The organism is Pseudophaeobacter flagellatus (assembly GCF_021228235.1).
Lineage (GTDB): Bacteria > Pseudomonadota > Alphaproteobacteria > Rhodobacterales > Rhodobacteraceae > Pseudophaeobacter > Pseudophaeobacter flagellatus.
Window position 1 is genome coordinate 144,459 of the sequence record NZ_JAJQRG010000004.1, and the last position, 25,582, is coordinate 170,040.

A 25,582-nucleotide genomic window follows, 5' to 3' on the forward strand; every position below is an offset into this window, starting at 1 on the left:
AGCCTCCGCCGTGTTCCAGAATGGTCCTCTCGCCGAGCGTCGTTATCTCTGCATATGGAGAGGGGCTTTGACTAAGGCCGGAGCTGACCGAAAAAGAGAAGGCGGCACAGGCTGCCAGAATAATGCGCAATCTATTTATCCTTGATAATTATATAGCGGATGTTGGCGCGATTTCGGCGATTACTCAAGCATCGTCAGCCGAAACGTGAACCTTCTGTCAGACTAGCCCTTGTCGCTCACGTTTTCTTTGAAGGCGACCTCGAACTCGGCCTGTTTCGCAGGGCTGGCATCGGTCTGGTAGTTGGCTTTCCACTCGTCCATGGTCATGCCGTAGTAGGCCTCGCGGGCCTCTGTCTTGCTCATCTCGATGCCGCGTTCATTGGCGGCTTCCTGATACCAGCGGCTTAGGCAATTGCGGCAAAACCCGGTCAGGTTCATCATATCGATGTTCTGCACATCGGTGCGGTCTTCCATCAGGTGCTTTTGCAAGCGACGAAAAGCGGCGGCCTGTAGTTCGATCTCTGTCTGCGGGTCCATGGTGGGGTCCTCAACTCTGTGCATGCGTCTGATCCCATTCTAGCAACCCTGATCTATCGGCACAACGAAACGTGCCTGACGGGCTACATAAGTTTAAGGGCCAGATAGGGTATCAGCGATGTAACGAAGATAAGGATCTTGTAGTTGGCCAGATAGGAAAAATAGCCTCGCTTGACCTCAGTTTCATTCAGTCCCAACAGGCTGGCGTGCAGGGCTGCCAGCCGATCACGAAAGACCACCAGGATCAGGGTGGTGACCAAAAGAAAACCAAGGTGCAAAACCGTTGTCCAACCAAAGAAGGTGGTCAGAATTTCTGGGAGAGCTGTTCCAGTCATCAGGTGCTCCTCTGCAAAAATTGGCGCTCTTGCTGCGTCCAGTTTGGAGGAACCTGCATATAGATACAAGACCGGGCGGGTGTCGTGGATCTGTTACCTATTGTTGCGAATACCATCACGGCAGTTGCAGCAGAATGGGAATTGGGCGATAAGCCCCTCAAAAGCTGTTTGCGGTAACATTTTATCTGTGTTGCCAGACTATTTTGACAGTGATCATCAAAACCCCTTGAGGAGAAGCCTGATGAAACGCTCGCGCAACGTAAAGATTGTCGCTACTCTGGGTCCCGCATCGGAAACCTATGATACCATTCGGGCCCTGTTCGAGGCAGGCGCCGATGTGTTCCGGCTGAACATGTCCCATGGTACCCAGCCCGAGATTGCAGAAAAACATGCGATCATCCGACAGGTTGAAGAGGATCTGGGCCGCTCTATCGGGATCCTGGCGGATTTGCAGGGGCCGAAACTGCGGGTGGGTGTCTTTGCAAATGGCTCGGAGGAGCTGGTGCCCGGGGCCGTTTTTCGCATGGACCTGGACGAAGCCGAGGGCGACCTGATGCGGGTCTGCCTGCCGCATCCTGAAATCTTTGCCGCGCTGGAACCTGGCGCGCATCTCTTGGTCAATGATGGTAAGATCCGGCTGAAAGTGCTGTCTTGTGGCGCTGATTTTGCCGATTGCGAAGTGATCATCGGCGGCACAATTTCCAACCGTAAGGGCGTGAATGTCCCGGATGTAGAGCTGCCGCTGGCGGCGCTGTCGGAAAAAGACCGGGCCGATCTGGAATTTGCCTGTAACCTTGGCGTTGACTGGCTGGCGCTGTCCTTTGTGCAGCGCGCCAAGGATGTGTTCGAGGCCAAGGGCCTGGCCGATGGCCGCGCTGCGGTGCTGTCCAAAATCGAAAAACCTTCAGCGATAGAGCGTTTTAGCGAAATTCTCGATGCTTCTGACGGGATCATGGTGGCGCGCGGTGATCTTGGGGTCGAACTGCCTGTGGCTGCGGTGCCGCCGATCCAAAAGCGCCTGGTGCGCAAATGCCGTGCGGCAGCCAAACCGGTGATCGTGGCGACACAGATGCTGGAAAGCATGATTGAAAGCCCGATGCCCACCCGAGCTGAAGTGTCTGATGTGGCCACCGCAATCTATGAGGGCACCGATGCCATCATGCTGAGCGCAGAAAGCGCAGCGGGCAGCTACCCGATCGAGGCGGTGCAGACCATGGACCGGGTGGCCATCGAGGTCGAGGCCGACCCGACCTATAGCCAGATCATTTCCGCGTCTCGCTCGGCCAAGGGCGATACCGTTGCCGATGCTATTGTTGCGGCGGCGCGTGAGATCGCCGAGAAAACCGAAATCAAGGCGATCTGCTGCTATACCCAAAGCGGCACCACTGCCCTGCTGACAGCGCGCGAGCGTCCAGGCGTCCCGATCATTGCATTGACGCCTTTGGCGCGCACCGCACGACGCCTGGCGCTGAGCTGGGGCTGCTACTGTGTGCTGACCCCGGATCAGTCGCGTTTCAAAGGCGCGGTTGTCGGCGCGGCGCGGGCTGCACGGGCAGGCGGTTTCGCCAATGAGACCGATCAGATCGTGGTGACTGCGGGGGTGCCCTTCAACGTGCCCGGCACCACCAATATCCTGCGGGTTGCGCCATGTGATGAACGTTTGATTTACAGCACAGACCCAGAGTAAGCTTCGCCCCTCGGGTCTTGGTGTTTTGTAGGGGGTGGAATGGATAGTGATCTTGCGTTGGTCCTGGGGATCTTCCTTGCAGCCCTATCCGTTCCCTCCATTTTGGCGGGCCTGAGCGAGAATCGCCCACCCCGCAGTTCGGGCCTGTTGTTGCTGGTGGGGGTGGGCTGTATGGCCTTTGCCATACTGTCCCATCCGGGCGGCTATCGGCTAGAACAGATCCCAGATGTGTTTTTCTCGGTTCTGGGGCGTTTTTTTGGATAATTCGCTTGCCCTTTACCGGCAGCTTTCGTACATGGCCCTCCTGTTCGCGTGGCCGGCCGGAAGTGGCATGCCGAGTCGCGCATAGACCGAACCCGCATTGAAGGAGACGGAAATGCCCAAAATGAAGACGAAGTCGAGCGCCAAAAAGCGCTTCAAGGTGACCGCGACCGGTAAGGTCATGGCTGCTCAGGCCGGCAAACAGCACGGCATGATCAAACGCACCAAGAAATTCATCCGCAACGCCCGCGGTACGGCGGAGCTGTCTGCTCCCGATGCAAAAATCGTCAAGGGCTATATGCCCTACGATCGCTAAGAGGAGTTTGAGACATGTCCCGCGTTAAAGGTGGTACCGTAACCCACGCCCGTCACAAGAAGGTCATCAAGGCAGCCAAAGGTTATTACGGTCGCCGTAAGAATACCTTCAAGGTCGCCCGTCAGGCCGTCGACAAGGCAAATCAATACGCAACCCGTGACCGGAAGCAGCGTAAGCGCAATTTCCGCGCACTGTGGATCCAGCGTATCAACGCCGCCGTCCGCAGCCATGACGAAGCGCTGACATACAGCCGCTTCATCAATGGTCTGACCCTGGCCGGTATCGAAGTTGACCGTAAGGTTCTGGCCGACCTGGCCGTGCACGAGCCCGAAGCCTTTGGTGCAATCGTGCGCCAGGCTCAGTCTGCACTGGCAGCCTAAGCACATCGCGCTTCAAACCGTATTGAAAGGGCTGCCCTATTCGGGTAGCCCTTTTTAGTTTTTTCTGATCTGTTTGCGCTGAGTGGCAGTTGCCCTTCAGACCCGTAGGGGCCTGCAGTGCGTTCTGGCTGAAGGGGCTCGCCTGCGGGCTTAGTCAGGTCGGCGCGTTTTAACCCGTGCCGCAAATCTCATCGATCATGGCTTCATACTCACCACACGCAAACATCATTGGAAGGATGTTGTGATCGTATATTCCCCGTTTGGGGAACAGCTGGACATTGGCAAGATCCTTCAGGTGTTCAGCATGGGCGCGGTCAGTCGGATTGTCCGCAGCATAGTGCACATGCACGCGGGGTGATGGCGCCTGTAACAGGATTTCTCTCCCGTCCCGGGCGTCTTTATGAACCAGATTGCCTAGGCGGACCTGAAGCGCAGGTGCGCGGGTGTCGCCGATCTTGCGTAGGAAGTCGATGTCGACACTGGTTGCCGGTGACATGAGGTGGATGACGTCGGCCTTCAGTCGTGCCCCGTAGATGATCGCTCCCAGGCCCCCGCCTGATGTGCCAAGCACGACTAACCGTTTGTGATGTGACAGATCCTTGAGGCACTGCCGCAGTGCCGCAACGGTTTCATCAAGTGTACTGCCGAGTTTTGGAATGCCTCCCAGCGTGAGCAAGCGGTTGGGATCGCGCGTATACAGGCCTGTGGCATTCCGTGCCGAGAAATACCCATCAAGCATCGGGTAGGAAATTCCAGCCGCCCGCCCCCCAATCCCCCCGAACACCAGAACACTGGTGCCGGATGAGCCTTCGGGGCTGATGATGAATTCTGACTTTTCGTCACGCAGCAATGGGCGCTGCAAACCCTTGGCGATATGCGCTTCGACAACCTGGTCGGCTATCGCCGCTATGGGGTCGTCCGGGGTGTACTCTTTGAGCGCGCGGGCGTCGCGTCGCAAATAGGCAATGTCGTCCAGATCATCGCCCGCCGTATCATGACGGCGAGGCGAGGTGCGCACTGACAGGTTCTTGGCAACAACCGGATCGTTTGGCCATGTGGTTTGGGCGCGCTGAACCAAGGCCGCTATCTTGTCATTGGCAGGGCCGATCTGCATGGCCCAGACATCAAAAGCCACGGTATGTTCGGGGCCTCCATTCTCTCCGAACACCTGTTCCTCGATGATCTTTAATGCGTCCTCCAGTCGGGTACAGCTGAGCAGAGAATTGTATAGCGGTCGCAACAAGACCGTACGATCCTTGGCAGGCACGCTCACCTTTCTGAGGAAGGTGTAGGCACCTTCCCAAAGGCCAAGCGTGCAGTAGGACTTATAGGCCCTGAGTGCGAGATTTCCGGAAATCTCGACATTCCTTTCTAGCAGGAGTTCCGCATGCGCGATCACCGCTTTCCAGTCCTGTTCCAGCAGGGCGAGGCGTAGTTCAAAACGTCCCGTTGCGTTTGCATTTGCGCCACGGTCCCGCGCTTGCCGCATGGTGTCGCGTGCTTCGTGAAGTCTGCCTTCGGTGGCAAGCATGCGCGCGGAACGCATGAGATTGCGCCAGTTGTCCTTTGCTGGGGCCTTATCCGGCGTCTGGTTGCCTTGGCTGGCTGCCTGGGAAAGGTGCTGGCCTGAGGTAACGGAGGTCATTCGGAACTCCTTGGTTTGAAGCGTTACAAATGGTGCATGAGTTTCTTGAAGGGTTGATGCAAGAGCTGGAAATGTCCAGCCGCAAAGATGTCTGCTTCAGATGCCATGTGTTGCCCACATAGGCTTGCAGTATGAAATCTTCGGTTTGCGGTCCTTGACAGGGCGTTGGGGTGCTTGCTTTCGCGCCCTCTTATGATAGCAGAGCCTAAGCTCAAACTCAGGGGACCGTCATGGACGATCTTAAAGCAAAATACCTCGGGCAGATTGCCGATGCTGCCGATGAAAACGCGCTAGAGACCATTCGGGTCGCAGCCGTTGGTAAAAAAGGCGAAGTCGCACTGAAGATGCGCGAGCTGGGCAAGATGACGCCCGAAGAGCGCCAGGTGGCCGGCCCGGCGCTGAATGCGCTGAAGGATGAGATCAACTCGGCCCTCACCGCCAAAAAGGCCAGCCTTGCCGATGCGGCGCTGGATGAACGTCTGCGTACCGAATGGCTGGATGTGACCCTGCCGACGCGCCCCTCGCGTCAGGGCAGCCTGCACCCGATCAGCCAGGCCCAGGAAGAGCTGACCGCAATTTTTGCCGAGCTGGGCTTTTCCGTTGCCGAAGGGCCGCGCATTGATACCGACTGGTATAATTTTGACGCGCTGAACATCCCCGGCCACCACCCCGCGCGGGCCGAGATGGACACGTTTTACATGCACCGTGCGGAAGGCGACGACCGCCCACCGCATGTGCTGCGCACCCATACCAGCCCTGTGCAGATCCGCTCGATGGAAAAGATGGGCGCGCCCCTGCGCATCATCTGCCCCGGCGGCGTCTACCGTGCTGATTACGACCAGACCCACACGCCGATGTTCCACCAGGTTGAAGGCCTGGCGCTGGACAAGGACATCTCTATGGCGAACCTCAAGTGGGTGCTGGAAGAGTTTGTCAAAAGCTTCTTTGAGGTCGAAGATGTCGAGCTGCGCTTCCGCGCGTCACACTTTCCCTTCACCGAGCCTTCGGCCGAGGTCGACATCCGCTGCAGCTGGGACAATGGCCAGCTGAAGATCGGCGAGGGCGACGACTGGATGGAGATCCTCGGCTCCGGCATGGTGCACCCCAAGGTGATCGCCGCTGGCGGCATCGACCCCGATGTCTATCAGGGCTTTGCCTTTGGCATCGGCATCGACCGTCTGGCGATGCTGAAATACGGCATCCCCGACCTGCGCGCCTTTTTTGATTCCGACCTGCGCTGGCTGCGCCACTACGGCTTCCAGTGCCTGGACGTGCCAACGCTGCATGGTGGGTTGAGCCGCTAGAACACTTTTTAATTGTAGAAAATTTGGATAGGCTCGCCTCAATTGGCGGGCCTTTTTGTTTCTGGAGATTCCTATGAAGCGCAATGATGATTTGTTGAGAGATGTACTTTTTGAATTTGAAGGGGAAAAAGACTGGCTCATATTACTGCCTGAAACGGGGGATATGAGTGAACGCGAAAGGATCAGAATGGGGCATGTTCGGCTTTTGTGTGATGCATGTTTTGTTGCTCAGGTGGGAAATGGAACCTATCGGTTAACAAACTCTGGGCATGACTATTTGGATGCAATACGAGACGAGGGCATCTGGGAAAAGACAAAAAAGGCAGTTGCTGAAACCGGAGGGTCTGCGGGGCTGGAGCTTGTGAAGAAAGTTGCAACTGCCTTTGTGAAAAAGAAAATAGAGGATCATACTGGCTTGGAGCTTTAGGTTTGATTTGGCCACCGCCGGGCCGCTTGCGGCTCGGCACGCGCCTGCCCGCCCGTTTTGCCAGAGGCGACCTGCGGTTTGACGGCGGGCGCGTTGCGCCCACCCGGGCAGGAGCGTGCCTTGGGTCGGGAATACGCGCTACACTTCCACGTGAACTCTCTGCAATGACCTCGACAGGTCTTTCCAACACATTTTCTTCGCAGTCTTCCCCATGCTTGCTGAGTAGGGCCAGCAAGACTTGCGCCGGGCGCTAATCTTTGTCATTGCCTATGCCTGTATACGCATGGCTTGCCATAGGACTCTTGACCGATGAAATTCACTCTTTCCTGGCTGAAAGATCACCTCGACACTGACGCATCAGTGGATGAGATCGCTGAAACCCTGACTGACCTTGGCCTAGAGGTCGAAGAGATCAGCAACCCCGGCGATCGGCTCAAGGATTTTACCCTGGGCTATGTGAAGCACGCCGAAAAGCACCCGGATGCGGATAAGCTGCGGGTCTGCAAGGTGGACACGGATGAGGGCGAGATGCAGATCATCTGTGGCGCGCCAAACGCGCGGGAAGGCATCACCGTGGTGGTTTGCAAACCGGGCATGTATATTCCCGGTCTCGACATCACCATTGGCGTTGGCAAAATCCGCGGCGTGGAAAGCTTTGGCATGATGGCCTCTGAGCGCGAGCTGGAGCTGTCGGACGAACATGACGGCATTATCGAGCTGCCTTCGGGCGAAGTGGGCGACCGCTTTGTCGATTGGCTGGCGGGAAACCAGCCGGCCAAGGTGGATCCGGTGATCGAAATCGCCATCACCCCAAACCGCCCCGATGCGCTGGGGATCTATGGTATCGCCCGCGATCTGGCCGCGCGTGGTCTTGGCACCTTGAAAACCAAGGATTACGCCCCTGTTGTCGGCAGCTTTGAAAGCCCGATCAAGGTCAGCATTGACGAAGATACCCGCGATGGCTGCCCGCTGTTCACCGGGCGTCTGATCCGGGGCGTCAAGAACGGCCCCAGCCCGCAGTGGTTGCAGGATCGGCTGAAGGCGATTGGCCTGCGCCCGATCTCGACCCTGGTCGATATCACCAACTTCTTTACCTATGATCAGAACCGCCCGCTGCATGTCTTTGATGCCGCCAAGGTCAGTGGAAATCTGCGGGTGCACCGCGCGGCTGGCGGCGAGGTGCTCAAGGCGTTGGACGAGAAAGAATATACCTTCTCGGCCGGACAGATGGTGATCTCTGATGATAAGGCGGTAGAGAGCATCGGTGGCATTATGGGCGGCGAAGAGACCGGCTGCACCGAAGAGACCGTGGATGTCTTTGTCGAGAGCGCCTTTTGGGATCACGTACAGATTGCCCTCACCGGTCGTGCGCTCAAGATCAATTCGGACGCGCGCTATCGGTTTGAACGCGGTGTCGACCCTGAATTCACCATTCAGGGGCTGCATATGGCGACCCAGATGATCCTGGATCTTTGCGGCGGCGAAGCCTCGGATGTGGTGATTGCTGGCGACGCGCCCGACCACAGCCGCGCCTATAAGCTGGATGCAGAGCGGGTGCAGTCGCTGGTTGGCATGGAAATCCCCGAAAGCGACCAGCGTCAGACTCTGACCCGCCTTGGCTTCCGTCTGGAAGGCAACATGGCCCATGTCCCCAGCTGGCGCCCCGATGTACAGGGAGAAGCCGACCTAGTGGAAGAGGTGGCGCGCATTGCTTCGCTGACCAAACTGCAGGGCAAGCCCTTGTCCCGCATCACCGATGGCATTCCAAAGGCGGTGATGACACCGCAGCAGCGCCGCCAGCAGATGGCGCGGCGCACGGCTGCCAGCCTCGGCTATAACGAAGTGGTCAGCTATACCTTCATCGACCAACCCTCGGCGGCGTTGTTTGGCGGCGGTGATGACGCGACCATGCTGGCCAACCCGATCTCGTCCGAGATGTCGCATATGCGCCCCGCCTTGCTGCCAGGCCTGTTGCAGGCGGCGGCGCGCAATCAGGCGCGTGGCTTTATGGATCTTGCCCTGTTCGAGGTCGGCCCCGCCTTCCATGGTGGTGAACCGGGCGAGCAGCACAACCTGATTTCGGGCATCCTGGTGGGGCGCACCGGTCCCAAGGATGTGCATGGCAGCGCCCGCGCGGTGGATGCCTTTGATGCCAAGGCCGATATCGAGGCCATCCTGGCGGCCATCGGTGCCCCGGCCAAGGTGCAGATTCTGCGCGGCGCGCAGAACTGGTGGCACCCAGGGCGTCATGGCAAGATCTGCCTTGGCCCGAAAAAAGTGCTGGGTATCTTTGGCGAATTGCATCCCAAGGTGATCGCCGAGATGGGCATTAAAGGGCCGGTTGTTGCTTTTAGCATCTGGCCGGATGAAGTGCCGTTGCCACGCAAAAGCGGCACCACCCGCGCTGCCCTGGCGCAAAGCGATCTGCAGGCGGTTGAACGCGATTTTGCCTTTGTGGTGGATACCGAGGTCGAGGCCTTGACCCTGGTCAATGCGGCTGCCGGTGCCGATAAGGCGCTGATCTCCGAGGTGCGCATCTTTGATGAATTCATCGGCGGTGCCCTGGGCGAGGGCAAGAAAAGCCTCGCCGTGACCGTGCGTCTGCAGCCCAGCGACAAGACGCTGAAGGAAAAGGATATCGAGGCGGTGAGCGAGAAGATCATTGCCAAGGTGACCAAGGCCACCGGCGGCACCCTGCGGGGCTAGTGCCTGTTCGGCGCTATCAGATCCAACGCAGCAAAACGCGCCTTTCGGGGCGCGTTTTATTTTGCCGCAAAGAACTCGGCCAGCAGATCATAGACCAGACGAATGCGCCGGCTGCTGTGCAGCTCACGGTGGGTTGTCAGCCAGATCGGAAAGCGGATGGGGGGCTGATCCGTCAACAGCCGTTCGACGCCGCTGGAGTGTTCGACAACATCATCTGCCATTGCTCCGATGCCAAAACCCTGCCGGACCAGCTCCCAGGCTGCGAGCCCGCTGTTGGATCCGATGCGAAAATTATCTTGTGTCAGGTGGATGCCAAGCGGCCTGAGAAATTCGATAGAGCGCTGGATATCTCCGAAATTTACAAATTCATGGGAAGACAGCGCGGCCAGTGAGCCAGGCTGCCCCCGGCGAGCCAGGTAACTGGGCGCGGCGTAGAAATGCGCTGTGGCCTCTTGGACCAGACGGGTGATCAGCTCTGGCTGGTCGGGGCGGACATGGCGTATGGCAATATCAGCCTCGCGCCGCATCAAGTCTCGAATGTCATTGGCGGCCACGATATCAATGGTCAGACGTGGGGCTTGTTGGCGTAGCGTCTGCAACACAGGCGGCAAGACAAAGGCCGACATCATGTCGCTGGCGGTGATGCGGATTGTGCCTTCGATGGACTGGGCCTGCGCACTGGCGGCAAGGCTGAGCCCATCGGCACCGTCTAACATCTTGCGCCCATGTGGTAAAAGTTCGCGTCCGGCATCTGTCAAGGCAAGGCTGCGCCCAAGGCGTTCAAACAGCATGATCCCTAGATCTGCCTCCAGCGCGGAGACCTGCCGGGACAGTGTCGGCTGGGTCAGGTTCAGTTGGCGTGCCGCAGCGGACAGCGAGCCGGTTTCGGCGGTGGCGAGAAAGGCGCGGATATGGGTCCAGTCAGGTTTATTCATGCAAATATGTATAAGGTGCCCCCGAATTTTGGCAATTTATATGTGGTTTCTGTATGGATAAGCTGTGGCGAAATCAGGAGAGACAGAATGAAAACCGACGCGCCGTTCTGGGATAAAATTTCCGCCAAATATGCTGAAGACCCCATTCGCGATGAGGCGGCCTATCGTCAGGCGTTGGCGCGTACCCGCAGCTATCTCAAACCTGATGATCGGGTTTTAGAATTGGGCTGCGGTACGGGCTCGACAGCAATTGAGCTGGCGAGCCAAGTGGCAGAGATCACCGTTTCGGATCTGTCACAGGGCATGCTTGCCATTGCGCGGGAGCGGGCAGCCGCAGCCGGGGTGGGCAATATCCACTTTCATCAGGGCAGCGTGGCGGAGGCCCCAGAGGGCACATTTGATGTGGTCCTGGCGCATAACCTTTTACACCTGCTGTCTGATTTGCAGGCAGCGCTGGCGCTTATCTCTGCGCGCCTGCCAAAGGGCGCATTGTTCATATCCAAGACCCCCTGCCTGGGAGAATCGCGGGGCAGTGCCAAATATTGGTTGTTCAAGACCATGATTCCGGTGATGCGCTTTCTTGGCAAAGCGCCAACCAGTCCGGTGCATTTTTTCGATATCACCTCGCTTGAAGCTGCGATTAAGGCCGCCGGGTTTGAGCTGGTCGAGACTGGCAATTACCCGGTTTCGACGCCGGGGCGCTATATCGTGGCGCGCCGTCTCTGATTTGCGCTCTGGTGCGGCCGGGCGATCCGACATAGGTCTGGGGCAAACCAACTGGAGCAGGAGCGCAACATGACACTGAATGTATATCTATCCGGCGAGATCCACACCGATTGGCGTGAACAAATCATCGACGGTGCCAAGGGGCTGGATGTGGCCTTTCAAAGCCCGGTGACCGATCACGGGGCCAGCGACGACTGCGGTGTGGCGATCCTGGGCGCCGAGGACAACAAATTCTGGCATGACCACAAGGGCGCCAAGCTGAACGCGATCCGCACCCGTAAGGGCCTGGAAGAGGCCGATGTGGTGGTGGTGCGCTTTGGCGAAAAATACAAACAGTGGAACGCAGCCTTTGATGCCGGCTATGCGGCCGCGCTGGGGAAATCCATCATCGTGCTTAGCCAGCCAGACCATCAGCACGCCTTGAAAGAAGTCCATGCAGCTGCCCTTGCCGTGGCTGAAGAACCGCAGCAGGTGGTTGAGATCCTGACCTATGTACTGGGCGGCAGCTTGCCAAAATAATGGGGCTTGAATGGCAGAGACTGCGATGAAGGTGCCAATTCTGGAAACCGAACGCTTGATCCTGCGGCCACATGCGTCCGCAGATTTCCCTGATCTGGCCGCGCTATGGGCTGATCCCGAGGTGGTGAAACACATCGGGGGCACCCCTAGCAACCAAGAGGTGTCTTGGGCGCGCTTGCTGCGCTACATCGGCCATTGGCAGGCCCTGGGCTTTGGTTATTGGGCGATCTGTGATCGCAGTGATGGCCGTTTTCTGGGCGAAGCCGGATTTGCCCTCTATCACCGCGAGGTGACGCCAGCTCTGCCTATGGTGCCCGAGGCAGGATGGCTGCTGTCTCCTGTCGCGCAGGGGCGTGGGCTGGCACGTGAAGCCCTGGCCTGCGGCGGATGAAACCCAGGATTGGGCCGAGGTCGCGGCGATCATTGATCCGGATCACAAGGCATCGCTGCGGCTGGCTTCGGGGTTGGGCTATCAGCCAAGGGGGATGGCCCGTTACCAGGGCGCAGAGATACAGGTTTTGACACGCCTTAGACCGTCTGCGACATCTGCCTAAAGACATAACCCCCAGATACGCCACCAAGATCTGCACCTAAGGTTGCGGTTTTTGTTTGGTGAAAACCTATCTTTAACTGCCAACCTCTAGATTGCTCGGCAGATATCTCTCTTTCAGTTGTTTAGGGGCTTCGCCTGTGGGGCTCTAGCGGAAAATACCTATGCAGAACCGTCGCAGCGCGCTCAAATACATTACGCCCAAAGTCGAAGATGGAGGGCTGTTCAAAAAAGATCTCGGCCAGTTTCGGGTGGCCTTGGTGCCTCATATCAAGCGCAGCAGCCGGGGGGATCTCGTGATCCGCGGCTATCTCAATGGGACCGCTGAAGTCTTTGTCATCTTTGCCGGGCGCCGCACCAAAGAGGCCCTGGGGATCGAAAGCCGCCTAAAGGCCATGTTTGCACGCCTGAACCATGCGGCGGCAAAATCTGGCTCCGAGCCACCGCAGGTCAACAGTATTCGCCTGGGGATTCATGTGGAAGGATCCTGGCGGCCCCGGTTCCAAAGGGATGTTTCTGGCTGGGATCACCGCAGCTATCAACTGCTGGCCGCGCGCTGGGCCTATGCTGATGCCGATGGGATGACAAACCTGGGCGGGCGGCCGCCCTTTACCTGACCGGGGCTGGGCTGTGTACCCGCGCGGACAGATGCAAGCCTACTGGCCTTGCGACTAGATCCGAACGCAAAACACCCCGCCATTGGCGGGGTGCTGAGGCGCATAGACTGAAGGGGTGGTCTACCTTATGCGTCGCGTTTGATTTCCACGGTATGTGGGTAGGGGATGGAAATGCCTTTTTTGTCAAAGGCTTCCTTGACTGCCTGGGTCATGGCGAACTTCACCTCCCAATAATCCGCCGCGTCGCACCACAGGCGGGCGGTCAAATCAACAGAGCTATCGCCGAGATTGGTCACCCGCACCCAGGGTGCCGGGTCTGTCTTGATACGACCGTCGGCGGCGGCCAGATCAAGGATTACAGCCTTGGCCGCATCGGCGCTGTCGCCGTAGTCAATGCCAAAGACTAGATCTACCCGGCGCGTGTCGTGATGAGAGAAATTGGTGATGATTGCTCCCCAGGCCTGACCATTGGGCACAATGATCTGCACGTTGTCCGGGGTGGTCAATTCGGTTACAAACAGGTTGAGATCCTTGACGGTCCCGCTGGTGCCGCCAATGTCGACATATTGGCCAATCTTATAGGGGCGAAACAGGATCAGCATAAAGCCTGCCGCTAGGTCGCTCAGGGTGCCCTGCAAGGCCAGGCCAATGGCCAGGGTGGCGGCGCCCATCATGGCAACCAGGCTGGTGGCCTCAATGCCAAAGATCCCCAGAACAGCAATCAGTACCACGGCCAGCAGGACCCAACGCAGCATGCTGGCGATGAAATTGCCCAGAGTGGCGTCAATTTCCGGAGTGGAATTGATCCGCTTGCGCACGGTTTCGCTGATCATACCGGCGGCAATCCAGCCGAGGATTAGCACCACCAGCGCCTTTATGCCGCTTAATATCAAGGGCCAATAGGCCAGTCCGTGTTCCATAACGCTGTTCATCTCTGTCTCACTCTTTTTGGTTTGTTTAAGGCATACCTTTTGTCAAACACGTCTGGGCCCCGTCCCGCAAGGGGAGTTACACGGCAAAAAGCCCCCAAACGGATTTGGGGGCTTGTGAATGCTATGCGGGCCAGGGGGGGGGCTGGCGCGCTGCGCGACCTTAAGACTTCAGCGCGATGGCCGGAGAGATTACATCCAGCCCCAGGGCTTTGCCGACCGCGTAATAGGTCAGCTTGCCGGCGTGGACGTTCAGACCGTTCAGCAGATGCGGATCATCTTCGCAGGCTTGCCGCCAGCCTTTATTCGCCAGATTCAGCATAAAGGGCAGTGTGGCATTCCCCAGCGCCTGGGTCGAGGTGCGGGCAACCGCGCCGGGCATGTTGGCCACGCAGTAATGCATGATGCCGTCGACCTCATAGATCGGGTCGGCATGGGTGGTAGCCCGAGAGGTTTCAAAGCAGCCGCCCTGGTCGATGGCCACATCCACCAGCGCCGCGCCGGGTTTCATTTCGCTCAGCATGGCGCGCGAGACCAGCTTTGGGGCTTCGGCGCCAGGGATCAGCACCGCGCCGATCACCATGTCGGCGTCGCGCACCAGATCGGCTGTGGCACCAGCGGTGGAATATTGGTTTTTGAAATCGCGACCGAAGACATCATCAAGATATTTCAGCCGGGTCAGAGAGCGATCCAGAATGGTGACATCCGCGCCCATGCCTGCGGCGATCTTGGCCGCATGGGTACCGACAACGCCGCCGCCAATCACCACGACCTTGGCCGGGGCCACGCCGGGTACGCCACCCATCAGAATGCCGCGCCCGCCATTGGCCTTTTGCAGGGTCCAGGCGCCGACCTGTGGGGCCAGCCGCCCGGCCACTTCGGACATTGGCGCCAGCAACGGCAGGCCACCATGGGCATCTGTCACCGTTTCATAGGCAATGGCAGTACAGCCGGATTCCAGCAGATCGGTGGTCTGGGCAGGATCCGGGGCCAGGTGCAGATAGGTGAACAGCAATTGGCCTTCGCGCAGCATCTTGCGCTCGATGGCCTGGGGTTCCTTCACTTTGACGATCATGTCTGCGGTGGCGAAGATCTCTTCTGCGGTGTCGATCACTACAGCGCCAGAGACAAGATAGTCCGCGTCGGTAAAGCCTGCGCCCAGGCCTGCGCCTTTTTGTATGAGCACCTGATGGCCATGCTGAATGGCCTCGCGGGTGGCGTCAGGGGTAATGCCGACACGAAATTCCTGTGGCTTGATCTCTGTAGGGCAGCCGATTTTCATTCTCTCTCCTCCGTTTTCTTTCATCAGTCTGACGTAGGCGGTGGGATAAGTGCTGCTTTTATATGCGTAATAAAAACATGACATTCGAAGATTCTTCGAATACAACGCCTAAAACTAGCAAGGATCCTTGAAGAAATGTCTCTGGATGGCACGGATCGTCGGATTTTGCAGGTGCTACAACGGCGGGGGCGGATCTCTAACGCAGAGCTAAGCGAGCGGATCAACCTGTCGGCGTCAGCCTGCCACCGACGGGTACAGCGGTTGGAAAGCGACGGTTATATTAAAGACTACGTCGCGCTGCTGGATGCCCGCAAGATGGCAGTGTCGACGACGGTGTTTGTTGAGATCACCCTGCAAAGCCAGGCGGATGAGCTGTTGGATGCCTTTGAACGCGCCGTGGCGCGGATACCGGATGTGCTGGAATGCCACTTGATGGCGGGAACGGCGGATTATTTGCTCAAGGTGGTGGCGGAAAACACCGATGATTTTGCCCGCATCCACCGCCAGCACCTGACCCGGCTGCCGGGGGTGGCGCAGATGCAATCCAGTTTTGCCCTGCGTACCGTCTTCAAGACCACAGCCCTGCCGGTTTAGGGCGGTTTGTACAAGCTTTTGATGGTAAATAGGTTTTGCAGATTTTCCTCTGTCTTGCGGTGCAGAACTGTGCTCTGCTGAGGGGGTTGAGAGCAGGAGGCAGGCCATCGGGTCCTGCTGCTGGAAGCTGGCGGCAAGAATAGTTTCCACTGGGTGCGTATCCCTATGGGTTATCTCTATTGCATCGACAACCCGCGTACCGACTGGATGTATCGCACCGCCGCTGAACTCGGGTTGAACGGGCGTAGCCTCCTTTATCCGCGTGGGTGGCTGCGGGTGGCGGGTGCCAGCGTCTGCCGACCATCCCCAGCGGCAATACGAATGCGCCCAGCATCATGATTGGCGAAAAGGCCGCTGATTTTATCCTGGCCACTGCAAAGGTTGCCGCTGCCTAAATTCGGGGCACGCGGTGATGCCGCAAAGCTGTAAAGCGGGCAAAGATGGTTGCACCCGGCGGAAATCTCGCATCCATTGAGGCACAGGTGTCTTGTGTTAAGTTGGGCGTGCGGCCCGGCGCTGAGCTGACAGTGATGTGTACGTTGTTTGCTTTCGGGACTGACATCAAAGGATTACACTGGCGTGTTAGTGGCATCCGCAACAGATAACACAGTAAAGGAATAGGCCTGTGACCAGCGATATCGAACCCGACTCCTTTGATTGGCTTGAAGCCGAGCTTCAGGACACATTGGACGAGGATATCGAAATTGAATTCGCCGAACCGATGCTGTCGATGGAGCTGCGCAAGATCTACCGCGAGCAGCACCCCGAGATGCTGGATCGGCAGGTCTATTTCCGCAACCTACTGCGCCTGCAGGCTGAGCTGATCAAGCTGCAGGATTGGGTGGTCGAAACCGGGGCCAAGGTTCTGGTCATCATGGAAGGGCGCGACAGTGCCGGCAAGGGCGGGGTGATCAAGCGGATCACCCAACGGCTCAACCCGCGGGTGGCGCGGGTGGTGGCCCTGCCTGCGCCCAGCCGCCGCGAGCAAAGCCAGTGGTATTTCCAGCGTTATGTGCCGCATCTGCCTTCGGGGGGGGAGATCGTGCTGTTTGACCGATCCTGGTACAACCGCGCCGGGGTTGAACGGGTGATGGGCTTTGCCGATGACGACCAGGTCGAGACGTTTTTCCGCGATGTGCCCGAGTTCGAGCGCATGCTGGTGCGTTCCAATACCATCGTGCTGAAATACTGGTTCTCGATCACCGACGAAGAACAGCAGTTGCGCTTTATGATGCGTATTCACGATCCGATGAAACAATGGAAGCTGTCACCAATGGATCTGGAAAGCCGCATCCGCTGGGAACAGTATACCAAAGCCAAGGAAGAGATGTTCGAACGTACCAACATCCCCGAGGCCCCTTGGTATATCGTTGAAGGCAACGATAAAAAGCGCGAACGCCTGAATTGTATCGAACATCTTTTGAGCAAGATCCCCTATCAGGAGGTGCACAGCGAGAAAGTCACGCTGCCGGACCGGGAATATAATCCTGATTACGAACGCCGGGTGCTGCCGGATGAGCTCTATGTGCCAAAGGTCTACTAACCGCGACAGGCTCTAGTTCAGGGCATTGGCATTATCGAGAAAGCGTTGCAGATACTGCGTGAAGCTGACGGTTTCCGCCTCGGTGAATCCTTTCAGCAGGTCTCTTTGGCGTTCTAGTGCACGGGGCAGGATGCGGGCGTGCAGGGCCTGCCCCTCTGGGGTAAGGTACCAGGCCTTTCGCCGTTCATCGCCGCCCGTGGCAAGGGCACGTGCCAGCCCGCTGGTTTCTAGCCGCTGCAAAGAGCGACTGACGGCGGCCTTGTCGATGCCGGTGACGCGCGCGGCTTCGGCGACGGGGCAGCCGGGGCTGCGGGTCAGCATCACCAGCATACGCCAATCCATCACGCCGATGCCAAACTCTGCCTGATAGGCGTGGGTTGCCTCACGGGTCAGGCGGTTGCCGGCAAAGGTCACCAGAACCACGGGGCTGTTGCGATAGCTGAGGGTCGTTGCAGCAGGATCATCCGGGGCACCTGTGGCGGTGACCAGGAACAAATCATCACTCAGCGCCAAGGGATCGCGGGTATCTTGTACCTCGCGGGACTGATCGGGCTGGTCAGATAGGGATGGCGCGATTGATGGGGGGTGTGTCATGGCGTCATCTTATGGCTGCCGTGTTGACAGATCAACACGTACTGCCCGACTGGTTGCATGCTTCGCCCAAGGCGCGCCGCATTTAGATCTGTCTTGGATGTATCGGGGGAAGGCCCCGAGATGACAACTGCCTGTGCGCAGGGGGAAGGCGCGCGCCGCTATCGTACCAAAAGCCGCGCATTGTCATCTCGGGCAGAGCCGGGCGTTCCAAATCCGGCTGCAAGCACATGGGCTGTATACACCTGAGGTGTGTTGCCCAGTAAGATAACTATAAGACAAGTTGCGCAAAAATACACGCTAAAGTTTAGTCCTGAGCGGATTTTCGCGCTAATAGCGGTGCAGGGGGGCTCACATGGTTTCAAGGCCCTGAAAATGACAAACCCCCGAGCCAAGGCGCGGGGGTCATCATCTTGTGTCCAGAAGAAAACTGGAAGCCTAAAAGGCGGATAAAAGGAGCTTAGAGCATACCTTCGCGCTGTGCTTTCTTACGCGCCAGTTTACGGGCACGACGGATCGCTTCAGCTTTCTCGCGCGCTTTTTTCTCGGACGGCTTCTCGAAATGTTGCTTGAGCTTCATTTCACGGAAGACGCCTTCACGCTGCAGCTTTTTCTTCAGAGCGCGGAGCGCCTGATCGACATTGTTGTCACGAACACTAACCTGCATGTGGTTTTCACCACCTTTCTAGATAGAGTTGCAAGGATTTGCAGGAAATGGCCATATAGCAAAGCCCCTGCATCTTGTCTAGTACTGTGATATGCCGCTGTCAGACCCTATTTGTCAGAGCGCAAGCAGTTGCGATCCCATCTCGCATCAATAACCAGGAGAGGCCAAGATGAGCACCGAGGAAAAACAAGGCAATGCCGCTGGCAATGACGGTCTGATGGATCAGCTGCTGGATGCGGCCCTGCTGCATGTGGTGTTTGATGGCTGGTCCCAGGCGAGTTTTGACGCGGCGATTGCCGATGCCGAGGTCAATCCGGTGCTGGCACAGGCGCTGTGCCCGCGCGGTGCCCTGGATCTGGCGGTGGCCTATCACCAGCGCGGCGATCAGGCGATGCTGGCACGTCTGGCAGCGGTGGATCTGTCGGGGCTGCGGTTTCGTGACAAGATTGCCGCCCTTGTGCGCTATCGCCTAGACGCGACAGAGGACAAGGAAGCGGTGCGGCGCGGTGTGACGCTCTTTGCACTGCCCAATCACGCTGCCGAGGGGGCCAAGCTGGTCTGGGGCACCTGCGATGCCATCTGGACAGCGCTGGGCGACAGTTCGGATGATTTCAACTGGTACAGCAAGCGCGCCACCCTGTCCGGGGTTTATTCTGCGACGCTGCTCTATTGGCTGGGCGATGACAGCCCCGATCATCATGCCACATGGGAATTCCTGGATCGGCGCATCGATAATGTGATGCAGTTTGAAAAGGTCAAGGCGGACCTGAACAAGAATCCCTTGCTCAAGCCGTTCCTGGCCGGCCCTGCTTGGCTGTCAGCCCAGATTAAACGCCCGGCCCCGCGCGATGATCTGCCAGGGCAGTCGCGCGGCTCGTGACTGCGGGTTGTGACCCAGGGCAGGTTGCGTAAAACTGGGCATCGGTTTCGTGCTTCGGCAGCATGCAAGACTATTAAGTAAGCGCCAGTCGCGTGGCGGTGAAGGAACACGACAAGCTTTGGCATCAGGCTGGGCAATGCCCGACGGCCATGGCAAGCTGGTGCCAAAGAAGACACAGAGTTCAGACCTGACGGCTGGGCCGGAACAAGAGGATCCCCGCATGAGCGATACGATGCGTGCCATTGAAATCTCGACCCCAGGCGGGCCAGAGGTGCTGACCCTGACCCAGCGGCCCATACCGCAGCCGACCCATGGCCAGGTGGTGCTGAAGGTGGCCTATGCCGGGGTCAATCGTCCCGATGCGCTGCAACGCGCCGGGGCCTATAATCCGCCCCCCGGCGCCAGCGATCTACCGGGCCTAGAGGCGTCTGGCGAAGTTGTGGCGCTGGGCGCTGGTGTCACGGGGCTGGAAATTGGCGACCGGGTCTGTGCCCTGCTGCCCGGCGGTGGCTATGCGGAATATGTGGCCACCCCGGCGGCGCATTGCCTGCCCATTCCGGAAGGCCTGAGCCTGAAGCAGGCGGCCTGCCTGCCCGAGACCTGTTTCACCGTCTGGTCGAATGTTTTCACCCGTGGCGGGCTGAAAGCGGGCGAGCGATTCTTGGTGCATGGTGGGTCATCGGGGATTGGAACAACAGCGATCCAGCTGGCCGCGGCCCTCGGCGCGCGGGTGTTCACCACGGCCGGGTCGGATGAAAAATGCCAGGCCTGTCTTGATCTTGGCGCCGAGCGTGCCATCAACTACCGCAGCGAGGATTTTGTCGAAGTCCTGCGGGCGGCGGGCGGCGCTGATCTGATCCTCGACATGGTAGGCGGTGACTATATCCCCCGAAATATCAAAGCCCTGGCGGATGATGGCCGGATGGTTCACATCGCCTTTCTGTCTGGCCCCAAGGCCGAGCTGAACTTTGCCCAGATCATGGCGCGCCGCCTGACCGTGACAGGATCGACCCTGCGGCCGCAAAGCGATCTGGCCAAGGCCCGCATCGCCCAGGATCTATTCGAAGTGGTCTGGCCCCTCATCGAGGCTGGTAAGCTGGCGCCGGTGATGGATAGTGAATTCCCGTTGGAAGAGGCCGCGGCCGCCCATGCGCGCATGGAAAGCTCGGGCCATATCGGCAAGATCGTTCTGAAGGTTTCTGACATCTAGCCTGACAGGCGCGGCGCAGGTGCACTGCACCAAAGCCGGAGTGCACCTGCCGGAGGTTGGGGAAAGCGCGCCTGACCCCGGGGGACGGTGGGGATGGCCAGGCGCCGCCCGGTGGGCGCCGGGCGATACCTCCTCAGCTGTCCCCAGCAGCGTAAGAGGAGGAGGAGGGTCTCAGCGCACCGCGCGCCGATAGAGATGCCAACTGGCATGCCCCAAGATTGGGATCACCAGCACCAGCCCCGCAAAGGCAGGCAGGGAGCCCAGAAAAATCGCCAGCGCCACAAAGCCCCCCCAGGTCAGGGTCACGCGTGGGTTCTTCCGCACCAGTCTGGCCGAGGTGGTGACGGCAATGGGCAGGCCGACATTGCGCTCTAGCAGCAGCGGAAAGGAGACCAGGCTGACGGCCAGGGCGGTGATTGCAAAGATCGCGCCAGTCAGCCCGCCCCAAAAGATCATTTGCCAGCCCTCGGGCTGTTGCACGATGGAAAGCAGGAAAGAGCTGAGAGAGCTTGGCGCCTCGGGGCCGAGGGTGTGGTTGTAGATCGCATTCGCCACCATCAGCCAAGCCGTGAACAGCACCGCAAGGTAAAACCCGAGGGTCAGGATTGACAGCAGCGCCGGAGAGCGCAGTACCTCAAAGGCATCGCCCCAGCGCGGGGTGAAACCGGCAGCCCGGCGCGCCGACATCAGATACAGCCCGACAGAGGCCGCCGGGCCCAGCAGGGCAAAGCCCAGGATCAGCGGAAAGATCAGCGGCAGCATGTTGACGTGCAGGCTCATGATCACCAGGCCAAGGCCGATCAGCGGGTAGCACAGGATCAGAAACATCGCATCACTGCGGCAGGCGGCAAAGTCCTTGACCCCTGCCTTGAGCGCGGCACGCAGATCCGACATTTCCAGGTGGTTCACCTCGGGGCGGGCCGTGGTCTCATCGCTGCCCAGGTGTGCCACCGAATCCGAGACATGTGCCGTGGTTAAGCCCAGATGCTGTGCCAGCCAACTGAGCGGGTTTCCGATTGTGTGTGCCATGTACGTGCTCCCGTTCATCCCATATGAGGGCCCGGATCAAGGGTGCCGCAAAAGCCGCGCCAGGGGGCAGAGCCGTCTCGCGCAGTAGAGCCAGGCCAATGCGGCACAGGACCCATATTACCAGAATCTAGCGCGTAGCGGGATCACATCCAGTCCACCGGCCTTCACAAGCCCGCCAAAGGGGCGTGAGTACGAGCGATTAGCTTTGGTGCAAAAAGAACCAATATGCCAAGCCGGGCAAGCTCGGGATCGCAGTGGCCAAGGAATAGGCGCCAATTGGAATCACAAGGATGTTGACTGTCGAGATGCCCCAGAACGCCCACCGCCAAGAGTGCCAGTGCCGCGCTGCCAATTGGTTCGCGGTAAAAAGAACAACCACGACTAGCCAGAAGAGGAGCTGCCTTCGCTGCCCCTCTGCCAAGGCCTCTATCAGGCCCCTGATGCCCCAAGGGGCAGCCAGGTTGATTGCGACAAAGGTGACGACTGGTACGATTCTCATGTCACCGGATCGGGGTGAAATGCGCGTCTTTCAAAGTGCAGTCCTGGATCGCATCCCGCCCACAGGGCACCGGCTGCATGTCGCGTGACAGGCATAGGCGGACCTCTTGAATGTGGTGGTCGCGGCAGGTCACAGTGACGCTGTCTTTGTCAAACGTGGGATTGGCCTGCAAAAACGCCTGTTCGACCAATGTGGCGGGCAGGGTCACGGCGCGCTCCAGCTTGCGAAAGATCGCCGGGCGGGTGATGCTGTCATAGGCAGTGCGCGACAGATCAAGATAGGCGCGGGCGCTTAGGCCGGAACAGGTGCCGTGCTTCTTCCACTGATGCCAGGCGAGACCAGGAGTCCCCATGATATCAGCCATTTCTGCCGTATCACTGCGCCGGGGCTGGGCGTGGGGCGTGCGGCAATAGCTGGGCCAGCCGCGATGAAACTGCGGCCAAAGCCCATGTAGGGTCCAGCCATGGTCATGACGCGGATCACATTGGTCGGACTCCTTGGCATCGCCTTCGATCTCGCACCAGTTGGGTGACCAGCTGAGCGCCAGAACGTAATAGTCAAATTTACCGGCGACCTCGCCATCTGCCAAGGCGGCAAGAGTGAAAGGCCCGGTCAGGGCCAGGAATGCTGCTAAAAAGAACCTGCGCATCGCCTCTTTCCTTATGAAATCAGCACGACTATATAGAATGGAAGTTCCCCGACAATGGATACCGACCCCAAATGACCGGGGCAGCCTAATTCAGGCGACGGGAAAGTTGTATGTCGGGATAGGACACTAGGTTTAGGAGATGAGCACATGGCAAAACCATTGATGACCAAAGCTACCGCCGTGTGGCTGGTGGACAATACAACGATCAGCTTCAAGCAGATCGCGGATTTCGTCGGCATGCACGAGCTGGAAATTCAGGGCATTGCTGATGGCGATGTGGCGACCGGCGTCAAAGGTTTTGATCCGGTGACCAACAATCAGCTGACCCAGGATGAAATTGACAAGGCCGAAGCCAACCCCTTGTACAAGCTGAAGCTCAAATTCAACGCGGCAGCGGCCGGCGAGGAAAAGCGCCGTGGCCCGCGCTACACGCCGCTGTCCAAACGTCAGGACCGGCCCAATTCGATTCTCTGGCTGGTCAAGTTCCACCCCGAGCTGTCGGATGGCCAGATCGCCAAGTTGGTCGGCACCACCAAGCCAACAATCCAGTCGATCCGCGAACGCACCCACTGGAATATTTCCAACATGCAGCCGATCGATCCGGTTGCTCTGGGTCTGTGCAAGCAGTCCGAACTGGACGCGATCGTGCAGAAGGCCGCAGCCAAGAAAGCGGCTGAAGGCGGCGTGATGAGCGATGATGAACGGCGCAAGCTAGTCTCGACCGAGCAATCGTTGGAAATGGAGCCCGAATCCAAGATCCCAGCCGGGATCGAAGGCTTGGAGAGCTTTACTCTTGGCGGTGGCAGCAGGCGCCCCTCGGCCAATCCGGTTGCCGACGCGGATAGCTTTTTCAACCTGCCCGATGCAGAGGATGACGACGAGGATGAAGAGGGCGGCGACGACTCGCGCAGCTGATCTTTTCGCGGGCGGCGTTGTTGCTCCCCGCGCAGGAAAATTTTCAGACCATGCTCTTGCGGGCATGGTCTTTTTCTTTGTGCTGCGCGGCGGTCTCTCCGCCCCCCGTGTCCTATAGCTGTTTACGGGCCTTGAGGGCTGCGCTGATGGTGCCATCGTCCAGGTAATCCAGTTCGCCGCCGATGGGGACCCCCTGGGCCAGGGTGGTAATCTGCACCTGATCTTCCAGCTGGTCGGCAATGTAATGGGCCGTGGTTTGTCCATCTATGGTGGCGTTCAGCGCCAGAATCACCTCGCGGAGGCCCTCGCTTGCGACCCGGTCCACCAGGCGCGGAATGCGCAAATCGTCCGGCCCGATGGCATCCAGTGCCGACAATGTGCCTCCAAGCACGTGATACCGTCCCTTGAAAACCCGCGCCCGTTCCATCGCCCAAAGGTCGGAAACGGTTTCCACCACGCAGATTTCGCCGTTGGCGCGCCGCTCGTCGGTGCAAATGCCGCAGATATCGCTGGTGCCGACATTGCCACAGTTAAGACATTCGCGCGCCGTGGCGGCCACCGCTCCAAGGCTATCGGCCAGCGGCGTCAGCAGCAGTGCGCGTTTGCGAATCAGATGTAGCACCGCCCGGCGGGCAGAGCGTGGCCCCATGCCTGGAAGTTTCGCCATAAGGGCAATCAGGTGCTCGATCTCGCTGAGGCTGTCGTCGGTCATATAGGGTCCTTTGCGCTTGTCCGCATATAGGCGCAAAGCGGCGGGGTGCTGCAAGGCCCATGGGCAGGACAGGCGGGCTTTGTTTCTGGCTGCGGGTTTTTGCCTGGCTACGGTGCGCGTGACTTTGCCTTGCTTTGACGTCTTATGCCGTGTGAGTGATATTGCCTCTTGAAAAATAATCTTACCCCGCGCATATAGGCAGGGCTAACGTTTTTCTTTTTCGACCCACTGTCTCCCGTTTACGGCGTTCAGTCTTCGATCCAGACCTACCACGCCGGGCTGCCGCACCAACGCGGGCAGCAAAATTTAGGAGACTACGGACATGGCTTCAGGCACCGTAAAATGGTTTAACTCGACCAAAGGCTTCGGCTTCATCGCACCCGATGGCGGCAGCAAAGACGTATTTGTTCACATTTCTGCTGTTGAGCGTTCCGGTCTGACCGGTCTGGCCGACAACCAGAAAGTAACATTCGACATCGAACCCGGCCGCGACGGTCGTGAGTCCGCTGTGAACCTCGAACTGGCGTAAGCCTTTTCCGAGCCAGAATTTGAAACGCGGTCTCCCCAGTGGAGGCCGCGTTTTTCTTTGACCTATGCGCCCTGTCGGGATCTGTGATTCGCCCGAGCTGGCCATAAAAAAGGCGACCCCTAAGGGCCGCCTTTGCTGTTTTGCTCCGCAGGCCCGCTTAGAAGGGCAGCTTGATATCCTTGGGCAGGCCCATGCTTTCGGTCAGGCGGGTCATTTCTTCCTGCGCCTTCACGGTGGCCTTGGCCTGGGCATCCTTGATGGCGGCCAGGATCAGATCCTCGACAACTTCCTTGTCATCGCCAGAAAAGATCGAGGGATCAATATCGAGCTCTTTTAGCTCTCCCTTGGCAGAGGCGGTGGCTTTCACCAGGCCGGCACCGGCCTCGCCAACCACCATGACATTGTGCAGCTCTTCCTGCATCTCTGCCATTTTGGTTTGTAGTTCCTGTGCCGATTTCATCATCTTGGCCATGTCGCCAAGACCACCAAGGCCTTTGAGCATCTGTCTTCTCCTGAAGTGTTCTGTTGTGCCTTAAATACGGGCGGCGCGCCTGTGGTACAAGGGGCAGCACAGGATCAATATCCGGCCCTGCGATGCATATCAGGGC

29 protein-coding genes and 1 pseudogene are annotated in these 25,582 nt (G+C 58.7%); 18 read left to right on the forward strand and 12 right to left on the reverse strand.

Features of this window, described 5'->3' with window-relative positions; genetic code table 11:
• Positions 1-222: 222 nt before the first annotated feature.
• Positions 223-537, reverse strand: a complete 315-nt coding sequence (locus LRK71_RS09585) for a DUF1244 domain-containing protein (RefSeq protein WP_232402925.1) — start codon at positions 535-537, stop codon at positions 223-225.
• A gap of 83 nt (positions 538-620) precedes the next feature.
• Complete coding sequence (locus LRK71_RS09590; protein ID WP_232402926.1) at positions 621-872, reverse strand: DUF6868 family protein; 252 nt, start codon at positions 870-872, stop codon at positions 621-623.
• A 241-nt stretch (positions 873-1,113) separates the two neighbouring features.
• On the opposite strand from LRK71_RS09590, the gene pyk reads away from it, so the two are divergent.
• From pyk to rplT, 4 genes are all read left to right on the forward strand, one after another.
• Positions 1,114-2,559, forward strand: coding sequence for a pyruvate kinase (gene pyk, locus LRK71_RS09595; RefSeq protein WP_232402927.1), 1,446 nt, complete (start codon positions 1,114-1,116; stop codon positions 2,557-2,559).
• A gap of 39 nt (positions 2,560-2,598) precedes the next feature.
• The gene (locus tag LRK71_RS09600; RefSeq protein ID WP_232402928.1) at positions 2,599-2,823 is read left to right on the forward strand and encodes a hypothetical protein; all 225 of its coding nucleotides are present in this window, start codon (positions 2,599-2,601) and stop codon (positions 2,821-2,823) included.
• A gap of 112 nt (positions 2,824-2,935) precedes the next feature.
• Positions 2,936-3,136 carry a 50S ribosomal protein L35 gene (rpmI, locus tag LRK71_RS09605; RefSeq protein ID WP_083098539.1) on the forward strand — a complete coding sequence of 67 codons (201 nt, stop codon included), beginning with the start codon at positions 2,936-2,938 and terminating at the stop codon, positions 3,134-3,136.
• Between the two features lie 14 nt (positions 3,137-3,150).
• The gene (rplT, locus tag LRK71_RS09610; protein WP_232402929.1) at positions 3,151-3,516 is read left to right on the forward strand and encodes a 50S ribosomal protein L20; all 366 of its coding nucleotides are present in this window, start codon (positions 3,151-3,153) and stop codon (positions 3,514-3,516) included.
• A 169-nt stretch (positions 3,517-3,685) separates the two neighbouring features.
• On the opposite strand, the gene LRK71_RS09615 is transcribed toward rplT, so the two are convergent.
• On the reverse strand, positions 3,686-5,161 hold the full coding sequence (locus LRK71_RS09615) for a hypothetical protein (protein ID WP_232402930.1): 1,476 nt from the start codon (positions 5,159-5,161) through the stop codon (positions 3,686-3,688).
• A gap of 230 nt (positions 5,162-5,391) precedes the next feature.
• On the opposite strand from LRK71_RS09615, the gene pheS reads away from it, so the two are divergent.
• The 3 genes from pheS to pheT all read left to right on the forward strand — a co-directional run bounded on the left by pheS (position 5,392) and on the right by pheT (position 9,598).
• Positions 5,392-6,465 (forward strand): phenylalanine--tRNA ligase subunit alpha, encoded by a 1,074-nt coding sequence (pheS, locus tag LRK71_RS09620; protein ID WP_232402931.1) that lies wholly within the window; start codon positions 5,392-5,394, stop codon positions 6,463-6,465.
• Between the two features lie 73 nt (positions 6,466-6,538).
• Entirely contained in the window at positions 6,539-6,892 is a 354-nt protein-coding gene (locus LRK71_RS09625; protein WP_232402932.1) for a DUF2513 domain-containing protein, read from the forward strand.
• Positions 6,893-7,201: 309 nt separating this feature from the next.
• Positions 7,202-9,598 (forward strand): phenylalanine--tRNA ligase subunit beta, encoded by a 2,397-nt coding sequence (pheT, locus tag LRK71_RS09630; protein WP_232402934.1) that lies wholly within the window; start codon positions 7,202-7,204, stop codon positions 9,596-9,598.
• A gap of 56 nt (positions 9,599-9,654) precedes the next feature.
• Here pheT and LRK71_RS09635 read toward each other — a convergent pair whose 3' ends face one another.
• A complete protein-coding gene (locus tag LRK71_RS09635; protein ID WP_232402936.1) occupies positions 9,655-10,533 on the reverse strand; it encodes a LysR family transcriptional regulator in 879 nt (292 codons plus the stop codon).
• 87 nt (positions 10,534-10,620) lie between these two features.
• Here LRK71_RS09635 and LRK71_RS09640 point away from each other — a divergent pair, with 87 nt between their 5' ends.
• From LRK71_RS09640 to LRK71_RS09655, 4 genes are all read left to right on the forward strand, one after another.
• Positions 10,621-11,259, forward strand: a complete 639-nt coding sequence (locus tag LRK71_RS09640) for a class I SAM-dependent methyltransferase (protein ID WP_232402938.1) — start codon at positions 10,621-10,623, stop codon at positions 11,257-11,259.
• Between the two features lie 69 nt (positions 11,260-11,328).
• Positions 11,329-11,778, forward strand: coding sequence for a YtoQ family protein (locus tag LRK71_RS09645; RefSeq protein WP_232402940.1), 450 nt, complete (start codon positions 11,329-11,331; stop codon positions 11,776-11,778).
• A gap of 10 nt (positions 11,779-11,788) precedes the next feature.
• Positions 11,789-12,169, forward strand: a complete 381-nt coding sequence (locus LRK71_RS09650) for a GNAT family N-acetyltransferase (RefSeq protein WP_232402941.1) — start codon at positions 11,789-11,791, stop codon at positions 12,167-12,169.
• 323 nt (positions 12,170-12,492) lie between these two features.
• Complete coding sequence (locus tag LRK71_RS09655; protein ID WP_232402942.1) at positions 12,493-12,945, forward strand: hypothetical protein; 453 nt, start codon at positions 12,493-12,495, stop codon at positions 12,943-12,945.
• A 125-nt stretch (positions 12,946-13,070) separates the two neighbouring features.
• Here LRK71_RS09655 and LRK71_RS09660 read toward each other — a convergent pair whose 3' ends face one another.
• Positions 13,071-13,877: a mechanosensitive ion channel family protein gene (locus tag LRK71_RS09660; protein WP_232402943.1), complete on the reverse strand. Its 807-nt coding sequence runs from the start codon at positions 13,875-13,877 to the stop codon at positions 13,071-13,073.
• A gap of 160 nt (positions 13,878-14,037) precedes the next feature.
• Positions 14,038-15,156 (reverse strand): alanine dehydrogenase, encoded by a 1,119-nt coding sequence (ald, locus tag LRK71_RS09665; protein WP_232402944.1) that lies wholly within the window; start codon positions 15,154-15,156, stop codon positions 14,038-14,040.
• Between the two features lie 135 nt (positions 15,157-15,291).
• On the opposite strand from ald, the gene LRK71_RS09670 reads away from it, so the two are divergent.
• The 3 genes and pseudogenes from LRK71_RS09670 to ppk2 all read left to right on the forward strand — a co-directional run bounded on the left by LRK71_RS09670 (position 15,292) and on the right by ppk2 (position 17,293).
• Positions 15,292-15,750: an Lrp/AsnC family transcriptional regulator gene (locus LRK71_RS09670; protein ID WP_232402945.1), complete on the forward strand. Its 459-nt coding sequence runs from the start codon at positions 15,292-15,294 to the stop codon at positions 15,748-15,750.
• A 99-nt stretch (positions 15,751-15,849) separates the two neighbouring features.
• A pseudogene (locus LRK71_RS09675) lies at positions 15,850-16,017 on the forward strand (choline dehydrogenase); the annotation flags it as partial.
• Between the two features lie 358 nt (positions 16,018-16,375).
• Positions 16,376-17,293, forward strand: coding sequence for a polyphosphate kinase 2 (gene ppk2, locus LRK71_RS09680; protein WP_232402946.1), 918 nt, complete (start codon positions 16,376-16,378; stop codon positions 17,291-17,293).
• A 12-nt stretch (positions 17,294-17,305) separates the two neighbouring features.
• Here ppk2 and LRK71_RS09685 read toward each other — a convergent pair whose 3' ends face one another.
• Together LRK71_RS09685 and rpsU are read right to left on the reverse strand one after the other, a co-directional pair.
• The gene (locus LRK71_RS09685; protein ID WP_232402947.1) at positions 17,306-17,887 is read right to left on the reverse strand and encodes a MarR family winged helix-turn-helix transcriptional regulator; all 582 of its coding nucleotides are present in this window, start codon (positions 17,885-17,887) and stop codon (positions 17,306-17,308) included.
• Between the two features lie 457 nt (positions 17,888-18,344).
• The gene (rpsU, locus tag LRK71_RS09690; RefSeq protein WP_008207378.1) at positions 18,345-18,551 is read right to left on the reverse strand and encodes a 30S ribosomal protein S21; all 207 of its coding nucleotides are present in this window, start codon (positions 18,549-18,551) and stop codon (positions 18,345-18,347) included.
• 169 nt (positions 18,552-18,720) lie between these two features.
• On the opposite strand from rpsU, the gene LRK71_RS09695 reads away from it, so the two are divergent.
• Together LRK71_RS09695 and LRK71_RS09700 are read left to right on the forward strand one after the other, a co-directional pair.
• Positions 18,721-19,431 carry a COQ9 family protein gene (locus LRK71_RS09695; RefSeq protein WP_232402948.1) on the forward strand — a complete coding sequence of 237 codons (711 nt, stop codon included), beginning with the start codon at positions 18,721-18,723 and terminating at the stop codon, positions 19,429-19,431.
• 220 nt (positions 19,432-19,651) lie between these two features.
• Positions 19,652-20,641 (forward strand): NAD(P)H-quinone oxidoreductase, encoded by a 990-nt coding sequence (locus LRK71_RS09700; RefSeq protein ID WP_232402949.1) that lies wholly within the window; start codon positions 19,652-19,654, stop codon positions 20,639-20,641.
• 171 nt (positions 20,642-20,812) lie between these two features.
• On the opposite strand, the gene LRK71_RS09705 is transcribed toward LRK71_RS09700, so the two are convergent.
• Together LRK71_RS09705 and LRK71_RS09710 are read right to left on the reverse strand one after the other, a co-directional pair.
• Positions 20,813-21,670, reverse strand: coding sequence for a DUF2189 domain-containing protein (locus tag LRK71_RS09705; RefSeq protein WP_232402950.1), 858 nt, complete (start codon positions 21,668-21,670; stop codon positions 20,813-20,815).
• 500 nt (positions 21,671-22,170) lie between these two features.
• Positions 22,171-22,818 carry a ribonuclease T2 family protein gene (locus tag LRK71_RS09710; protein ID WP_232402951.1) on the reverse strand — a complete coding sequence of 216 codons (648 nt, stop codon included), beginning with the start codon at positions 22,816-22,818 and terminating at the stop codon, positions 22,171-22,173.
• A gap of 147 nt (positions 22,819-22,965) precedes the next feature.
• Here LRK71_RS09710 and LRK71_RS09715 point away from each other — a divergent pair, with 147 nt between their 5' ends.
• Positions 22,966-23,733, forward strand: a complete 768-nt coding sequence (locus tag LRK71_RS09715) for a DUF1013 domain-containing protein (RefSeq protein ID WP_232402953.1) — start codon at positions 22,966-22,968, stop codon at positions 23,731-23,733.
• Between the two features lie 112 nt (positions 23,734-23,845).
• On the opposite strand, the gene recR is transcribed toward LRK71_RS09715, so the two are convergent.
• Positions 23,846-24,445 (reverse strand): recombination mediator RecR, encoded by a 600-nt coding sequence (recR, locus tag LRK71_RS09720; protein ID WP_232402954.1) that lies wholly within the window; start codon positions 24,443-24,445, stop codon positions 23,846-23,848.
• Positions 24,446-24,767: 322 nt separating this feature from the next.
• On the opposite strand from recR, the gene LRK71_RS09725 reads away from it, so the two are divergent.
• The gene (locus tag LRK71_RS09725; protein ID WP_009809887.1) at positions 24,768-24,974 is read left to right on the forward strand and encodes a cold-shock protein; all 207 of its coding nucleotides are present in this window, start codon (positions 24,768-24,770) and stop codon (positions 24,972-24,974) included.
• A gap of 157 nt (positions 24,975-25,131) precedes the next feature.
• Here the strand turns inward: LRK71_RS09725 and LRK71_RS09730 are convergent, their stop codons facing one another.
• A complete protein-coding gene (locus tag LRK71_RS09730; RefSeq protein WP_232402955.1) occupies positions 25,132-25,476 on the reverse strand; it encodes a YbaB/EbfC family nucleoid-associated protein in 345 nt (114 codons plus the stop codon).
• Between the last annotated feature and the right edge of the window lie 106 nt (positions 25,477-25,582).

What these genes read in the sequence shown, in the direction of transcription:
- LRK71_RS09585 (WP_232402925.1), bottom strand. Translation starts at nt 537, where the DNA reads ATGGACCCGCAGACAGAGATCGAACTACAGGCCGCCGCTTTTCGTCGC.
- LRK71_RS09590 (WP_232402926.1), bottom strand. Translation starts at nt 872, where the DNA reads ATGACTGGAACAGCTCTCCCAGAAATTCTGACCACCTTCTTTGGTTGG.
- pyk (WP_232402927.1), top strand. Translation starts at nt 1,114, where the DNA reads ATGAAACGCTCGCGCAACGTAAAGATTGTCGCTACTCTGGGTCCCGCA.
- LRK71_RS09600 (WP_232402928.1), top strand. Translation starts at nt 2,599, where the DNA reads ATGGATAGTGATCTTGCGTTGGTCCTGGGGATCTTCCTTGCAGCCCTA.
- rpmI (WP_083098539.1), top strand. Translation starts at nt 2,936, where the DNA reads ATGCCCAAAATGAAGACGAAGTCGAGCGCCAAAAAGCGCTTCAAGGTG.
- rplT (WP_232402929.1), top strand. Translation starts at nt 3,151, where the DNA reads ATGTCCCGCGTTAAAGGTGGTACCGTAACCCACGCCCGTCACAAGAAG.
- LRK71_RS09615 (WP_232402930.1), bottom strand. Translation starts at nt 5,161, where the DNA reads ATGACCTCCGTTACCTCAGGCCAGCACCTTTCCCAGGCAGCCAGCCAA.
- pheS (WP_232402931.1), top strand. Translation starts at nt 5,392, where the DNA reads ATGGACGATCTTAAAGCAAAATACCTCGGGCAGATTGCCGATGCTGCC.
- LRK71_RS09625 (WP_232402932.1), top strand. Translation starts at nt 6,539, where the DNA reads ATGAAGCGCAATGATGATTTGTTGAGAGATGTACTTTTTGAATTTGAA.
- pheT (WP_232402934.1), top strand. Translation starts at nt 7,202, where the DNA reads ATGAAATTCACTCTTTCCTGGCTGAAAGATCACCTCGACACTGACGCA.
- LRK71_RS09635 (WP_232402936.1), bottom strand. Translation starts at nt 10,533, where the DNA reads ATGAATAAACCTGACTGGACCCATATCCGCGCCTTTCTCGCCACCGCC.
- LRK71_RS09640 (WP_232402938.1), top strand. Translation starts at nt 10,621, where the DNA reads ATGAAAACCGACGCGCCGTTCTGGGATAAAATTTCCGCCAAATATGCT.
- LRK71_RS09645 (WP_232402940.1), top strand. Translation starts at nt 11,329, where the DNA reads ATGACACTGAATGTATATCTATCCGGCGAGATCCACACCGATTGGCGT.
- LRK71_RS09650 (WP_232402941.1), top strand. Translation starts at nt 11,789, where the DNA reads ATGGCAGAGACTGCGATGAAGGTGCCAATTCTGGAAACCGAACGCTTG.
- LRK71_RS09655 (WP_232402942.1), top strand. Translation starts at nt 12,493, where the DNA reads ATGCAGAACCGTCGCAGCGCGCTCAAATACATTACGCCCAAAGTCGAA.
- LRK71_RS09660 (WP_232402943.1), bottom strand. Translation starts at nt 13,877, where the DNA reads ATGAACAGCGTTATGGAACACGGACTGGCCTATTGGCCCTTGATATTA.
- ald (WP_232402944.1), bottom strand. Translation starts at nt 15,156, where the DNA reads ATGAAAATCGGCTGCCCTACAGAGATCAAGCCACAGGAATTTCGTGTC.
- LRK71_RS09670 (WP_232402945.1), top strand. Translation starts at nt 15,292, where the DNA reads ATGTCTCTGGATGGCACGGATCGTCGGATTTTGCAGGTGCTACAACGG.
- LRK71_RS09685 (WP_232402947.1), bottom strand. Translation starts at nt 17,887, where the DNA reads ATGACACACCCCCCATCAATCGCGCCATCCCTATCTGACCAGCCCGAT.
- rpsU (WP_008207378.1), bottom strand. Translation starts at nt 18,551, where the DNA reads ATGCAGGTTAGTGTTCGTGACAACAATGTCGATCAGGCGCTCCGCGCT.
- LRK71_RS09695 (WP_232402948.1), top strand. Translation starts at nt 18,721, where the DNA reads ATGAGCACCGAGGAAAAACAAGGCAATGCCGCTGGCAATGACGGTCTG.
- LRK71_RS09700 (WP_232402949.1), top strand. Translation starts at nt 19,652, where the DNA reads ATGAGCGATACGATGCGTGCCATTGAAATCTCGACCCCAGGCGGGCCA.
- LRK71_RS09705 (WP_232402950.1), bottom strand. Translation starts at nt 21,670, where the DNA reads ATGGCACACACAATCGGAAACCCGCTCAGTTGGCTGGCACAGCATCTG.
- LRK71_RS09710 (WP_232402951.1), bottom strand. Translation starts at nt 22,818, where the DNA reads ATGCGCAGGTTCTTTTTAGCAGCATTCCTGGCCCTGACCGGGCCTTTC.
- LRK71_RS09715 (WP_232402953.1), top strand. Translation starts at nt 22,966, where the DNA reads ATGGCAAAACCATTGATGACCAAAGCTACCGCCGTGTGGCTGGTGGAC.
- recR (WP_232402954.1), bottom strand. Translation starts at nt 24,445, where the DNA reads ATGACCGACGACAGCCTCAGCGAGATCGAGCACCTGATTGCCCTTATG.
- LRK71_RS09725 (WP_009809887.1), top strand. Translation starts at nt 24,768, where the DNA reads ATGGCTTCAGGCACCGTAAAATGGTTTAACTCGACCAAAGGCTTCGGC.
- LRK71_RS09730 (WP_232402955.1), bottom strand. Translation starts at nt 25,476, where the DNA reads ATGCTCAAAGGCCTTGGTGGTCTTGGCGACATGGCCAAGATGATGAAA.